Origin of the sequence: Bacillus cereus group sp. N24, assembly GCF_016483345.1 — a bacterium.
In the GTDB taxonomy this organism is placed as follows: domain Bacteria; phylum Bacillota; class Bacilli; order Bacillales; family Bacillaceae_G; genus Bacillus_A; species Bacillus_A toyonensis.
Genome location: NZ_JAEHCA010000001.1, coordinates 110,784 through 125,427, shown reverse-complemented (window position 1 = coordinate 125,427; position 14,644 = coordinate 110,784). Strand labels below are relative to the sequence as shown.

The window sequence follows — 14,644 nt, the reverse complement described above, 5'->3', positions numbered from 1 at the left end:
CAGTAAATATTGAACAATATTACTTATATCTATTACGTTATTTCTGGTCTTCTGTTTTACAAGTTACAAAAAAGAGAAGTTAGAAATGTTTTAACTGCCTATGTCTTTAGTTGTCCAATACGAAAAAAATGTGAGGGAATAATATGGAGTCAAAAATTCTTATTGTTGATGATGATAAAGAGATTAGAAATCTTATCTCTGTTTATTTGGAAAATGAAGGTCTGAAAACTCAAAAAGCTGAAGATGCTATGGAAGCTTTACAACTGTTAGAAGAAAAGGAATTTGATCTTATTATTTTAGATATTATGATGCCAAATATGGATGGTATTGAAGCTTGCATGAAGATTAGGGAGAATCGCAATATGCCTATCATTATGCTATCTGCAAAATCAGAGGATATAGACAAAATTCAGGGTTTAGCCTCTGGTGCCGACGATTACTTATCAAAACCGTTTAACCCACTAGAATTAATCGCTAGAGTGAAATCCCAATTAAGAAGATTTAAAAAATACAATACATCAATAGAACATAATAAAAGCATTCTAGAAATTGGTGACTTAACCGTAAATACAGATACATGCCAAGTATGGGTGAGAGGAAAGGAAACAAGGTTAACTCCAAAAGAGTTTGCTATTCTCGAACTACTTGTCCGTAATAAAGGAATTGTCCTGAGTGTTGCAAAAATATATGAAGCAGTTTGGAAAGAGGTTTTTTATAAATCAGACAATACCGTCATGGTGCATATTACAAAAATAAGAGACAAAATAGAAGAGGATTCTAAACATCCCATTTATATTAAAACTGTGTGGGGAATTGGGTATAAAATATGAAGAAGATTCGTTTTAGAAATAAAATAATTATAAAACTTTTGGTTGCTGTTGCAGTTAGTTTTTTTATTTCGTTTAGTTTTACAATCCTCACTTTTATATTCATCATAGCACCATTATTTACAAGATACAAAAATTTGGGTGCGTTTGAATTCAATTTCGTAATGTTGTTCTTATTCGCGTTCGCAATCTTTACTTTTATCGTCATTTTTTTGATATTGGTTCGAAAGAAAATAGTATATTTGAAGCTCATTTCTGATAATGTGAATGATATTGCCAATGGAAAACTGGGTTTGACAATTGGGATTGAGGGGAAGGACGAATTGACCCAACTTGCTCAAAATATAAATTATATGTCCAGGGAATTGGAGGATACATTTGAACAGGAAAGACGATTAGAACGTACCAAAAATGAACTTATAACTAACGTATCTCATGACTTACGCACACCGTTGACATCTATTATTGGTTATATAGATTTATTAAAAAGAGGGCAATACAACAGTAACACACAATTACAGGAATACCTTGAAACCACGTATTCAAAGTCACAGAGACTGAAATATTTAATTGATGAGCTGTTTGAATATACTCGTTTATCAGGCATAGATGCTAAGTTAAACCTTAATGAAGTTGATTTATCAGGTTTGTTGGAGCAAATAGTTGGAGAATACATTCCTATATTTGAAAAGGAAAGTTTAGTCATTAAAAAATCAATTACAGAAGAAATAATACCTATTTTCATAGATGTAGAAAAAATGGTACGTGTTTATGAAAATTTGTTTATGAATGCGATAAAGTACAGCATGAAACTATCTGAATTATCCGTATGTCTTGAATTAATGGATAACAAAGCAATTTTGAAAGTATCAAATAAAGTCGAGAGGCCGCCTGTTAGCGATCCAAATAAATTGTTTGAAAGGTTTTTCAGGGGGGACAAGGCAAGAAAAGATGACCAGGGAAATGGTCTGGGGCTTGCTATTTCAAAAAGAATTGTTGAACTTCATCATGGTAATATACATGCAGAATATAAAGACGGCTGGATGTCCTTTATTGTTGAACATCCAATCAAATAGACTGGCTTATGGAATTATAGATTCCATAAGCTTTTTTTTATAAAACTTAAGAATTCTTAAGGATTTTACAGGGTGTTTCCTAATTTTCATAGTTTATCATGTATGTATTCAAAGCGATGAGGAGAGAGGAGAAATTAAAAAAGAAATTTTCTTTACAGCTTTCAAGTGGATACATCGTGACAACTTCATGAAAAAGGTAGATGCAACATGACTATTTTGTTAGTAGCAAATAAGGATAGCAGCTTATTTTAAAGAAATGAAAAAACAAACGTAGGAGGATATATATGATGAAACCAGTTGTAGATGTAAAAAACATTCAAAAATTGTACGGTAAAAAAGGTGAGAATCAATCGCATGCGTTAAAAGGTGTATCATTCTCAATTCAAGAGGGGGAGTTTGTCGGTGTTATGGGGCCATCTGGTTCGGGTAAAACAACATTATTAAATGTAATTTCTACGTTAGATAAAGCGACAGGTGGCGTTGTTGAAATTGCAGGAACGGATATTACGAAAATGAAGCAAGGTGAGCTTTCTGATTTCCGTTCGCAAAAATTAGGATTCATTTTCCAGGACTTTAACTTATTAGAGAATTTATCTATATATGAAAACATTGCACTCCCACTTTCACTTCAAGGTGTTTCATCCCGTAATATTGGAAGGAAAGTAGAAAAAGTAGCTGATATGTTAGGCATTACAGCTATACTTCAAAAGTATCCTTCTGAAGTATCTGGTGGACAAAAGCAGCGTTCCGCAGCAGCACGTGCGTTAGTTCATGAACCTGCAATTATTTTAGGAGACGAGCCGACTGGAGCTCTAGATTCTAAAAATGCAGCGAGTTTACTTAATGCCATGACAAGCTTAAATAAAGAGCAAGGTGTATCGATTATGATGGTTACGCATGATCCATATAGTGCAAGTTACTGTCAGCGTATTTTATTCATCCAAGATGGTGAGCTATATAAAGAAATTCATCGCGGTGGTACACGTGAAGAGTTCTATAAAGAAATTTTAGATGTGCTTGCAAACTTAGGCACACAAAAAGCGTAAGGAAGGAAGTTCAATCATGCTATTTAAACTTTCCATGTCAGGGCTAAAAAGTAAGTTACAAGATTATACTGTATTACTTTTGGGTCTTATTATATCTATTTCAATTTTCTATATGTTCCAAACCCTAGCGCAAAATAAAGCATTTCTTGAATCTAATACACAGATGCCTGCTATTGTATTTGCATTTCAAATTGGTTCCGTTTTACTAGCAATTATAACGTTCTTCTATATTTTATATGCAAATTCTTTCTTATTATCCCTTCGCCAAAAAGAGTTTGGGATGTATATGATGTTAGGAGCAAAAAAGCATAAAGTTACACTACTTATGTTTATTGAAACAATCGTATTAGGTGCAGCGTCACTTGTGATTGGAATTACAATTGGTGTGGGACTTGCAGAAGGTATCGGTCAGTTATTGATGAAACAGTTAGAGTTTTCTGGTGAGGGTTATCAAGTATTTTATATTCCATCTATGACTGTTACTTGCATCTTCTTTTTTGCCTTATTTGTACTATCAGCCATCATGAATAGTATGAAATTGTCACGTATTTCTGTTTTGCAGCTTGTACATGCAGATGCACAAACAGAGCGTGTCGCAGTAAAAGGTAAAATGACAGCTGTAGTTGCATTCCTTGGTTTGATTTTACTAGGTATTGGTTATGCATCACTGATCTATATATCACAGCTACAGGGAGATGATATACTGACAACTCCTACATTCATGGCTATTGGATTAATCGCAGCAACAGTTGGTACTTATATGCTATTTGGATCTCTTCTCCCCGTTATGGTTAAAAAGGTACAGAGTAATAAAAAACGTAGGGAAAAAGGGCTGAATGCTTTTACTTTTGCTCAATTAAACTTCCGTATTAACAGCCTAACCAATGTACTGGCAACTGTAGCAATCTTAGTAGCTCTTGGAGCTGGTGGAATTGCTTGTGGTATGGCATTTAAAAACGATGTTCTAAAACAGACTGATAAAGGAACGATTTATGATTCAGTAGTTCATAATCCAACAGTGGAAAAAAAGAAATTGTTAGACGGTATTCCATTTAAAGAGAAACTTGAATATCGCTACAAGGTGGATGATAGGTATGTTTATTATATAAAAGAAGAGCTAGAGAATAATCGTCCTTTAGTAAAAGATAGAAAAACTGAAAAGACAATCAAAGTTTCAGAGAAAATTCCCATGAATGCATTTGCATTGTCAAGACAATGGGGTAAAGATGATGGAAAACCAAAACAATGGAGCGATGCTTTCCAAACAATTCAACCAGAGTATATGTATCCGAATCATGAAGTGAAAATTGTCAATCAAAACATATATGATAATATGAAAGGTACAGAAAATACCGTGTTTATTGGGAGAACAGATAATTTTGGCGCATACTTAAAAGAATGGAAAAAACTTGATGAATTACAGGTAGTTAAATATAAAAATGTGAAAGCAGAAGAACTGGGTAGTAAGTATCAAACATATAAGTGGAATCAAAGTTTTTCTAACGGACTCATGTTTATGGGCTTCTTCGTTGGAATTGCGTTCTTAGCAATGATGGCAAGTTGTCTGATGTTTAAAGTTCTGTCTGGTGCATCCAAAGACCTCACACGTTATCAAATGCTTCGTAAAATCGGTGTTCGCCGAGAGTTATTAACACACTCGATTTATAAAGAGTTATTTTTTATATTCTTAGTCCCAGCAATTGTGGGTATTGTTCACGTATTAGTTGGTATGAATATGTTCAGCCCTCTTTTAATTGATCCGTATTTCCGTATATGGTTACCACTTGTTATTTTTGTAGTGATTTACTCGATGTATTACTTGATTACAGTTCAATTATATAAAGGAATTGTACTCCCGAAAAAAGATTAATGTAATGATGTTATATATACGAAGTATCAATATAATCGGAAGCCGTTTTATTGATCATCCTGAATGGGTATAAGAAATTTAGAAATAATAAATGGACTAGCACTACAGTCCATAAACGATTGGTTCTTATAGGATAGTACCACATTGCTATCAAGCTAACAAAACAAAATACCCCCTAAAAAAAATACGCTATTCTTTCTGTAGAATCATTGGAAAGAATGGTGTTTTTTATATTTTTCTATATATTAGTATAAAAGAATGATATTATCTGTGAATTATAGATATACATTCATCTTAGGTTGATAGTGATGCATGGTGCCTCCATGTATATAAATACATTTTGTCGAAATTATTAAAAAGGGGAATTTTTCTATTTGAAGAACTAATAATTGATTGTCAATATGTATTAGAAATCTCAATCTAAACTAAAGGAGAACAAAATGGGACAAAACAATAAGGGCTTTTCTGAAACAGGATTGCGCAAAATGCGCAATGTATTGGCGCAGCATGTCGATTCTGGAAAGATTCCTGGGCTCGTCGCCTTAGTCAGCCGAAACGGCGAGACGCACGTCGAAGCGCTTGGAACAATGAGGCATGATGGCGGTGCACCAATGCGTCGGGACACGATTTTTCGATTGGCGTCCACTAGCAAGCCAATCGCAGTTTCACCAGTAATGGTTTTGCTCGATGAGTGCAAACTGCATTTAGACGACCCAGTAGACAAATGGCTACCGGAACTCGCCGACCGGCAAGTGTTGAAACAGCCCGACGGCCCGCTAGAAGAGACCGTCCCAGCACGGCGTCCTATCACTGTACGAGACTTGTTGACCTCCACATTCGGGCTCGGAGTGGATCTCACGTTGATGGGTTCTCCAATCATGAACGCATTCTTCGAGAGTGGGATATTCGACACGCCAGGGCAGGATATGCCCGATCCAGATGAGTTTATGCGTCGCCTAGGTGCACTTCCGCTAAGCTATCAGCCCGGAGAGCGGTGGCAGTATCATATCAGTTTAGAAGTAATCGGTGTTCTTGTTGCCAGGGTCACGGGTCAGACGTTCGAGTCGTTCTTGCGCGAACGCATATTCGATCCGCTAGGAATGAAGGACACTGGATTCTACGTACCTGAGCTCAAGATTGACCGGCTTCCACCAGCCTTCAACCCCGATCCGCAGACAGGTGAATTCATCGTGTGGGATGACGGTGTGGGCGGACGTTACAGCAAACCTCCAGCATTCCAAGCAGGCGGTGGTGGACTGCTTGGAACCGTCGACGATTATCACGCGTATTTGCAGATGCTTTTGAATAAAGGGATGCATGGTACTAAACGGATCCTGTCTAGGCCCGCAGTCCAGCTGATGACCACCAACCGTCTTACTCCTGAACAACAAGTATACCGAGACGATTTGGCCAAAAATAACGTCCATTTGTCATTCGGACAAGGGATCCAAGGTGGCTGGGGCTTTGGGATGGCGGTGCGTACCTATCTTGGAGACTACGCGTCTATCGGTCAATTCGGCTGGGATGGCGGAACCGGCACTTCAGCTTACGCTGATCCAGATAAACAGTTTATTGGAATTCTGTTCACCCAGGTTGGGATGTCCACTCCGGCCCCATCGCATCTTATCCAAGACTTCTGGACCACGGCCTACCAAGCGATCGAAGACTAGGGTATCGTTTAAAGAAAAACGCCAAGACGGATAGACAATCATAGGCTTGATGGCCACGATCAACACCATGGTTAAAAGTTAGGATAGGACCGTATTGGAAGTACTGCGGTAACAGTTGGGCATTATTAATAATAGCACAACAAAAAATCCTCTTGGATGCAAGAGGATTTTTTTATTGGGAATAGTAAGGAGGAGGGAGGTGCATTACATATGGGAAAAGGTAGAAGTAATAATGCTGGTAAAGAGCAACCAAATTTCGATGATTCATCTAATTTCGCTAAACAAAGCCAACCGACAGAAAAGAAGAAGAAGTAAAAAAAGGATCTCTCTTGATAAAGAGAGATCCTTTTTTACTATATTGACGTTTCAGCACAATAGATCGATTGTTCAACCAAATAGTCATTCATGTAAGGCTTAAACTCCTGCTTCCACTACTGTGAAAGCTTCTCCAAATGATGGGCAATATCAACATACATATCGGAATAAACCGAATGTATTTCATTACTAGGTGTAGCATTAGAAGAGAAGTGGACGATTACCATATTTGCTTTCGGATCGATATAAAGTGTCTGTCCGTAACTGCCTAACACTTCGAAAGCACCTTGTTCATTGTGCGGAATCCACCATTGATTATGATAAGAAATAGAAGCGCCATTGCCAATTGCGAGTTCACCTTCATGTACATTTTCCACACTTTCTGTAATGGAGGAAGGGATGATTTGTTTTCCGTTATATTCCCCGTTATTTAATAGTAGTTGACCGAATCTTGCCATATCTCTAGCAGTTGCATTTAAACCAGCGCTTGCTTGTTCTACTTTTGTTTCGTCTGTAACGTAATACGCATTTTCTTCCATACCAATTTGAGACCATATTCGTTCGCTAACATTTTCAGCTAATGATTTACCAGTGATAGTTCGAATAACCCAAGCGAGTGTTTCCGCTGATCCGTTATCGTAAGAAAAACCGGAACCAGGCGGTGCAGTTTCTTCTGCTTCTCGTAACATATCATAAATTTTCATCGGACCGTCGTAGTTTTTACCTCGGGGTAAAATATTGCTCGCTAAATATAGTTGTGCATCTTGATTTTCTAACGCTGGATGTTCATATCCATGAGTAGGGTACTCTACAGAAACTTGCATGTCCATTAATTGCTGGAGTGTAGCTTTACCGAACGGTGTATTGTTTAATTCTTTTATATAAGTGTCAGCTGTTTTCTCTAAATCGATACGATTTTCTTCAGCGAGAGATTGTATCATTGCCCCAGTAAAGACCTTTGCTAATGAAGCCATACCATGCGGTTCACTCTCGTTATATCCATTGAAATATCGTTCATATACAAGTTGCCCATTATGTACAACGACAAAAGCATCTGTTTTGTTATCGTCTAAAAGTTTTCTTAAAGGAGTCGTAGTTCCAAATCCACGCTCCACAGCAAAATCATCTAATTTTTGTAACGCAGTAGGGAAGTGAGCCACTTGGTCGGGATTGTTTTTGACTTCATTAATTAAAGTGAATTCTTTCATATGTGTGTACGACCAACGTAAGTAAGGATCATCTAACCAATTCTCCTTTGTCACGTTATTTTTTGATGGGGTTGTTTTATTATGTTTGAAGTATGTAAAACCAAGCCCTGTAATTACAAATATGCATGTTAGTATAAGTAAGAGTAGGGGAGATTTTTGTAGTTTCATATAGGTCCCTCCTTTATTTGCTACTATAAGTATACGCTCGTCTTGAAAGAAATACAAAATAAGGAAAGTAAACGGGGAAGTTTACTTTCCTTATTAACGTTAAGCGGAAATTTGTCCGTCTGTACGTTGTTTCTTGAATTTTTGTTTTCGACCGTGTAATCCATAATATAGAAGTAAAGTGAACGCAACGATAATAGCTGCGATAAAATACATATTATGATAACTTGATTTCGCTGCGACGATACCTAAAATGAAAGAACCAAAGCCAATACCACTATCAAAGAATGAGAAGTACGTAGCTGTCGCAGAACCACGTCGATGATTTGGCGCCGCAGAAATTGCAATCGTTTGGAAACTTGGAATTAATGTTCCATAACCTAAACCGATTAATACACCTGCGCTTAGGAACCAAAATGGAGTTTGCGCTTGACTTAATGCGAACATCCCAATTGTGAAAATAATAATAGCTGGATAAACAAGTACGTTTTCACCGTAGCGGTCAAAAATCTTTCCTGTAAATGGACGAGAAATTACAACAACAAGTGCGTATACAATGAAGAAATAACTTGCAATATCGGCTAAACCGAGCTCTTTCGCATATATAGGAATAAAGGATAAAATACCACTATAAGAAAAGGCTAAAACAAATCCTGTCAGAGCGATTGGAATAGAAGATGGTTCAATTAAATCTTTCCACTTCATTTTTTCTCGTTTTTGTTTTTTCACTGGTGCTTCATGTGGAATATTTACAAGTAATCCTAATAAAAATGCAAGTAATGAAAATACGGAACAAACGATAAATAGTACAGTAAACGAAAAATGAGAAATAATTGTTAAACCTAAAAAAGGACCAATTACCATCGGCAGACTCATAAATACGCCGAAATAAGCAAGTGCTTCGCCTCGTCTATGAGCTGGCGCAACATCAGTTACAATCGTACCAGTTGCTGTCGTCGCCATCCCAAAGCCAATACCATGTAAGAAGCGAAGGGCAAGTAATAAAAATAAACTTTGCGCACCGAAATACATAACAGTAGCGGCTAAAAATAATGAAAGTGAAATAAATAATATTTTCTTTCTTCCTAAGTCATCGAGCCATTTTCCTGTAAATGGTCTACATAAAACAGAAGAAATAAGAAAAACAGTTGCAACTAAACCAATTTCCTCAGGTTTTCCTTTTAGGCCGTCTATTACATAGACAGGTAAAGTAGTCATAAGCATATAGAATGTTAAAAAGAGAAATAGACTACTAAAACAAGTTCCGAGGAAATCCTTCGTCCAAAGTTTTTCACTTTGCATCGTCATCCCTCCAATTTAATCTAAGTTTTTAATAATTTGTTGTAACACTTGAAATGCTTGATGTAAGTCATCTTCGTTAATACCATCTAGCGTCTTTTCTTCGAAAGTATCCACTTCTTCTTGCCATACTGGAATCATTTTTATAGCTGTTTCGGATAAAGAAATAAGCTTCTCACGGCGATCTTTTCCTTCTGTACGAATAATCCAGCCCATTGTTTCCATACGTGTTAACGTACGAGTCATCGTTGGTGATTCAACATTTAAATACTGGCATAATTCTGTTTGTGTACAAGAACCGGTTTGATTAATGCGAAAAATAACAGCCCACTGCGCACTAAATAACCCAGTTGGAGATACGCGTTCATTAAATTTCTTCGTAAACTTTCGAGAAGTCTGGCTGACGATGTGAAAAAAATGTTGTTTTTCGTCCATATATTTTGATCCTTTCAAATTAGTTACCTAGCTAACTATATCTTTTTTTATTATAGTTGTCTAGTAATAGGCATGTTGTTTTATGTAAAAATTTCGCATAGGTTTTATGTTGAGAACATATATTCTGTGTGTTATTCTTTAATTATATAAAGAATTTTCTTTCTATTAAAAAGAATGGGGGAACTTGTGATGATTAAGCCTGCAACAATGGAGTTTGTTTCACTATCGAATGGAGAAACGATTGCGTATCAGGAAGTTGGAAGGCGAAATACAGAAACTCTCGTACTCATTCACGGGAACATGACATCGTCACAACACTTTGATTTAGTTATCGAAAAGCTGCAAAATCAATACCATATTTACGCTCTTGATTTAAGAGGATTTGGACAATCGACGTATAATAAGTCGATAGATTCATTACAAGACTTCGTAGAAGATGTAAAATTATTTATCGATCAATTAAAGCTAGAGAAGTTTTCGTTAATGGGATGGTCAATGGGCGGTGGTGTTGCGATGCAATTTACAGCGAATCACCCAACTTTTGTAGAAAAGTTAATTTTAGTAGAATCAGTAGGGATGAAAGGCTATCCAATCTTTAAAAAAGATATTAACGGGGAACCGATCGTATCAAGTTTAGTAAAGACGAAAGAAGAAATCGCGCAAGATCCCGTACAAATCGCTCCAGTACTAGATGCGATAAAAAATATGAATAAATTATATTATCGTACAGTGTGGAATCTATTAATATATACACACAATCAACCGGAACCGGATCGTTATGAGAAGTATTTAGATGATATGTTAACGCAGCGTAATTTCGTAGATGTGAATTATGCGCTCATCACATTTAATATTTCGGATGAACATAATGGTGTGGTAGAGGGAAATAAACAAATTCATCGTATTAAAACTCCTACACTCGTCATACAAGGTGACAGGGATTACGTCGTACCGCAAGTAGTCGGTGAGGAATTAGCAAAACATTTGCCAAATGCAAAATTGCAGGTGTTAGAAGATTGCGGGCACTCACCGTTTATTGATTGTTTAGATGTATTTATAAATCATGTAGAGAATTGGTTAGAACAGAAATAGTCCCCGAAAGCAAAAGTATTGCATATACTATAACATTTGTAGGTAAAAGGGGAGATTACTAGTGCATCAACCGTTTTTAATTGCGCATTCGCCATATAATCATCACTTATATGCAAAAATAATGATAAGCCCGATGTATTTGCAAGTTTCACCAGCTGTAGTTCCTTTACAAATACAGCAGCCACCAATCGCTCATTCACATCCGTACTTATATGGCCCTTCATTTTATGAAAATCCATATTTTAAACATTTTCATTACAATGTGAAAGCACAAGTTTGGGAAGGATAAGAAGCTAAAAGGCTCATTCTTTTAGCTTCTTTTTATTGTTAATATTCGTACACGCATTTGAAGAAACCGTTTATAATGAAAAGTGGAAAGCGTGAGAAGGAGAGGGAACAGGATGTCGATGCGTTTTACTTTTTGGATTATGGTTGGGATTGTGGCAATCTCAGGTTTATCACAGGGGATGCTCTTACCTGCCATTGCAATGATTTTTGAACAAGAAGGGGTTAGTTCAAGTATTAATGGTATTCATGCGACGGCATTATACATTGGGATATTAGTTATTTCACCGTTTCTTGAAAAACCGATGCAAAAGTTTGGAATGAAGCCAATTATCGTCATTGGTGGGTTTCTTGTTATTATTTCATTATTCTTTTTTACACAAACATTTTCGTTTTGGGTATGGTTTATCCTTAGATTTCTAGTTGGAGTCGGAGATCATATGCTTCATGTTGGAACGCAAACATGGATTACGACAACATCGGATCCGAGTAAAATAGGTAGACAAGTATCGATATACGGTGTATTCTTCGGAATTGGTTTTGCCGTCGGTCCGTATTTAGCAAGCACTGTTCAGTACGGTCTTGCAACACCATTTATCATATCTACTATACTTTGTTTAATAGGTTGGCTTTTACTACTCCCAACGAAAAATGCATTCCCAGCACAAGATGAAAGAGAAGTGAAGAGTGAATCATCATTTTCTCGTTATAAACAAGTTGTTGGATTAGGGTGGATTGCATTACTGGGACCACTTGCATACGGTGTGCTTGAAGCAATGTTAAATAGTAACTTACCAGTATACGCACTTCGTAAAGGGTGGTCTGTATCGGAAGTTTCCTTCTTATTGCCAGCGTTTGCAGTTGGGGGCATTATTACACAAATTCCTCTCGGTATATTAAGTGATAAATACGGAAGGGACCGTATATTAACGTGGACGTTCAGCATAGGTACGAGCATTTTTCTACTTGCGGCCGTATTTGATCAATATTACTGGATAGTCTTTGCCTGCATGCTGTTAGCTGGTATGGTCATTGGATCTTGCTTCTCTTTAGGACTTGGATTTATGACAGATTTATTACCGAGACACTTACTACCAGCAGGTAATATATTATCTGGAATCGCCTTTAGTTTAGGAAGTATTATGGGGCCTGTATTAGGAGGCGTATTTATAGAAAAAATACAGTATACAAGCTTTTTTATTGCAGTTATGATTATAATAGGGATTCTCGCAATGGTATATATGATCTACATGAAGAATCAATTCGCATCAAGAAAAATAGAAAGTAGGTTAGGGCATGACAAAACAACCTAATAAAAAGAAATTTGAAGTACTCGAAAACGAAGCAATTACAGACTGCTTAGCTCGCATGGAACAAGAAGGATACGCCCCGTCTCGTCGTATGGAAGAGCCAATCTTTCATGAAGTGAAGAAAGACGGAAAAACAGTAGTTGAACCGTGTGGTAGAAAAATTGTTTTTGAGGGAAAATTGAAGTAATACAAATAGAACATTTTCTTTATAGTATAAGGCCATCCAATTCGTTCGAGTTGGATGGCTTTTTTTTTACGACTGGTCAATGGAGGAAAAGGGATTTTAGGAGGGGGATAGAATGAAGAGATATTTTCTGGGAAGAACGAATAAAAATGAGTTGCGCTGTCTTCGTTAGTAAAGGTAGTACTGTGAGACCTTTACTAAATAAAAAAATCTAATAGTAGTCCGAAGAATGCTAAACGTATAGAGTTTTGGAGTTGGGACAGGAACTATAGAGCCGTGACTATAATTCATTTAAATAAGATTGATATGTAAACGTTGTAGAATGAAATTGGCAAATCGAAAATGGTAGTGCGGGTGCTGATACCCGCACTACCATTTTAGCTACAAAGGTGCTACTCATTTGTGAACTAGCATGCTTTTCGGACAAATACTTTTTGTATGCTATTTGTTCGTACTAGCCAAATACATGAGCATGTGGAATTTTTCGTCTATTACATGATAATCGAAATAAGGTCCTGGATCTGTACAGTAACCGATATTTTCACTTTGCGTAATTTGAAATCCATTGACTGATAAATTTTCTTCTAAGTATTTGGGATACAAAATATGCTCGTTGGAATTTGGATATAAGCCTGAAATGTTTTTCAAGGATTTGGCCGAGCTATCATAATACGAGTATCCGCCGACAATTGTTGAACTGTTATGTAAATAGTTTTTTAGAACGTGAATGGGGAATTGCGGATTGAGCAGTGAAAAATCAGTTACTGAAAAACTATCTACAAAAATATCGATGCTAAGCGGTTTTAATGGCAAATTTAAATCGGAATTCAAAATATAAAGGACGCGTGGCCTCGGATTCATACGCTCAATTCTGTTTCGAACCTTCTTGAGCATCTCAAGTGAATAGCCACTGAATACATAGGATGCGCTCGTTTCAAGAACATCGATATATTTAGGTAGTGACACGAAAGCGTCAACGTTTGTTTCCACAATTAATTTGTTTTTCAAATCTATATTTTGTAGAACTTTTTGAAATTGAAAATTAATTTTTTCAAATAAGTTAATCATTTTGGGATTAATCTCTTTAATCGTTTCTTTATCGTAAAAATAAGATGGATAAGGAGACGTCTCATACAAGTTCGCGGTAATGATAATACCTTCCTCGATAGTTGCTTCGTATCCACAGGTACAAGTTAAACTTCCCGTGTGAATGTAAACTTTTTTAATCGTTACATCTTTCATTTCAAGGGGAATTTGGCATTTCGGACAATAGAGCAGATTTACAAAGTCAAGCGGGATTCCTGTAATATTCTCTTCTTTGGATGAAGGCGAGCTAGTTTGAACCGCCTTTTCAATCAATTGGATAGCTTTTGATATGTCTTCTTTTTTTTGGATCAGTTCGTTCTTTTTATCAGTGAGCAAGTTGTTGTAGTAGTCGATATCCTCATGGTCCGAGAAGCTTGTAACACGCCGATACGATAAAGTTCGTTGGATTTCTAACAATGAAAAATGAAATTTTTTCAACTCGGTAATAAAAGCCATGTCGTCGAAACACAATTGGTTCATTTGATACTGGGTGTTTTTTTTGTCTGGTATTAATAATCCAAGTTCAATGTAATAACGAACGGTATCAGTCGTAACATGAAAAAGTTTTGCAAATGCACCAATTTTCATAGATGTGTCCCTCCGATGAAAAAAGTGGAGTTACTCCACTTTTTTCGCAAAATGAATTCAAAAAACTCTTAAATGACTATTGACTTGGAGGAAACTCCAAATCATATTATTAATTCAATAAGAGTGAATATTGCGAATATTTTTGACTGTATTGTAACATACATGTCACGAAAGGAGAAGGATTAGCT

At 36.5% G+C, this 14,644-nt stretch carries 13 protein-coding genes; 9 read left to right on the top strand and 4 right to left on the bottom strand.

Annotated features, from left to right (window positions below):
* The first annotated feature begins 143 nt into the window (after positions 1 to 143).
* The 5 genes from JDS95_RS00580 to JDS95_RS00560 all read left to right on the top strand — a co-directional run bounded on the left by JDS95_RS00580 (position 144) and on the right by JDS95_RS00560 (position 6,489).
* Positions 144 to 830 (top strand): response regulator transcription factor, encoded by a 687-nt coding sequence (locus JDS95_RS00580; protein ID WP_000444087.1) that lies wholly within the window; start codon positions 144 to 146, stop codon positions 828 to 830.
* A complete protein-coding gene (locus JDS95_RS00575; protein WP_199690137.1) occupies positions 827 to 1,903 on the top strand; it encodes a sensor histidine kinase in 1,077 nt (358 codons plus the stop codon). Before JDS95_RS00580 ends, JDS95_RS00575 begins: the two co-directional genes overlap by 4 nt.
* A 284-nt stretch (positions 1,904 to 2,187) precedes the next feature.
* The gene (locus JDS95_RS00570) at positions 2,188 to 2,949 is read left to right on the top strand and encodes an ABC transporter ATP-binding protein (protein ID WP_000977545.1); all 762 of its coding nucleotides are present in this window, start codon (positions 2,188 to 2,190) and stop codon (positions 2,947 to 2,949) included.
* Between the two features lie 16 nt (positions 2,950 to 2,965).
* Complete coding sequence (locus JDS95_RS00565; protein WP_199690136.1) at positions 2,966 to 4,819, top strand: FtsX-like permease family protein; 1,854 nt, start codon at positions 2,966 to 2,968, stop codon at positions 4,817 to 4,819.
* A gap of 440 nt (positions 4,820 to 5,259) precedes the next feature.
* The gene (locus tag JDS95_RS00560) at positions 5,260 to 6,489 is read left to right on the top strand and encodes a serine hydrolase domain-containing protein (protein ID WP_199690134.1); all 1,230 of its coding nucleotides are present in this window, start codon (positions 5,260 to 5,262) and stop codon (positions 6,487 to 6,489) included.
* 431 nt (positions 6,490 to 6,920) lie between these two features.
* On the opposite strand, the gene JDS95_RS00555 is transcribed toward JDS95_RS00560, so the two are convergent.
* The 3 genes from JDS95_RS00555 to JDS95_RS00545 form a co-directional block, all read right to left on the bottom strand.
* Complete coding sequence (locus JDS95_RS00555) at positions 6,921 to 8,180, bottom strand: serine hydrolase domain-containing protein (RefSeq protein WP_199690132.1); 1,260 nt, start codon at positions 8,178 to 8,180, stop codon at positions 6,921 to 6,923.
* Positions 8,181 to 8,279: 99 nt separating this feature from the next.
* On the bottom strand, positions 8,280 to 9,479 hold the full coding sequence (locus JDS95_RS00550; RefSeq protein WP_001190323.1) for an MFS transporter: 1,200 nt from the start codon (positions 9,477 to 9,479) through the stop codon (positions 8,280 to 8,282).
* A 15-nt stretch (positions 9,480 to 9,494) separates the two neighbouring features.
* Entirely contained in the window at positions 9,495 to 9,911 is a 417-nt protein-coding gene (locus JDS95_RS00545; RefSeq protein WP_000343676.1) for a MarR family winged helix-turn-helix transcriptional regulator, read from the bottom strand.
* A gap of 189 nt (positions 9,912 to 10,100) precedes the next feature.
* Between JDS95_RS00545 and phaZ the strand changes: the two genes are divergently transcribed.
* The 4 genes from phaZ (at position 10,101) to JDS95_RS00525 (ending at position 12,785) form a co-directional block, all read left to right on the top strand.
* Positions 10,101 to 11,003, top strand: coding sequence for an intracellular short-chain-length polyhydroxyalkanoate depolymerase (gene phaZ / locus JDS95_RS00540; protein WP_000594892.1), 903 nt, complete (start codon positions 10,101 to 10,103; stop codon positions 11,001 to 11,003).
* 61 nt (positions 11,004 to 11,064) lie between these two features.
* Positions 11,065 to 11,292, top strand: a complete 228-nt coding sequence (locus tag JDS95_RS00535) for a hypothetical protein (protein ID WP_000554163.1) — start codon at positions 11,065 to 11,067, stop codon at positions 11,290 to 11,292.
* A 112-nt stretch (positions 11,293 to 11,404) separates the two neighbouring features.
* The gene (locus JDS95_RS00530) at positions 11,405 to 12,601 is read left to right on the top strand and encodes an MFS transporter (protein WP_000062786.1); all 1,197 of its coding nucleotides are present in this window, start codon (positions 11,405 to 11,407) and stop codon (positions 12,599 to 12,601) included.
* Complete coding sequence (locus JDS95_RS00525; RefSeq protein WP_000166300.1) at positions 12,585 to 12,785, top strand: NETI motif-containing protein; 201 nt, start codon at positions 12,585 to 12,587, stop codon at positions 12,783 to 12,785. Before JDS95_RS00530 ends, JDS95_RS00525 begins: the two co-directional genes overlap by 17 nt.
* Before the next feature lie 438 nt (positions 12,786 to 13,223).
* Here the strand turns inward: JDS95_RS00525 and JDS95_RS00520 are convergent, their stop codons facing one another.
* Positions 13,224 to 14,456, bottom strand: a complete 1,233-nt coding sequence (locus tag JDS95_RS00520) for a MerR family transcriptional regulator (RefSeq protein ID WP_000689570.1) — start codon at positions 14,454 to 14,456, stop codon at positions 13,224 to 13,226.
* Positions 14,457 to 14,644 lie beyond the last annotated feature (188 nt).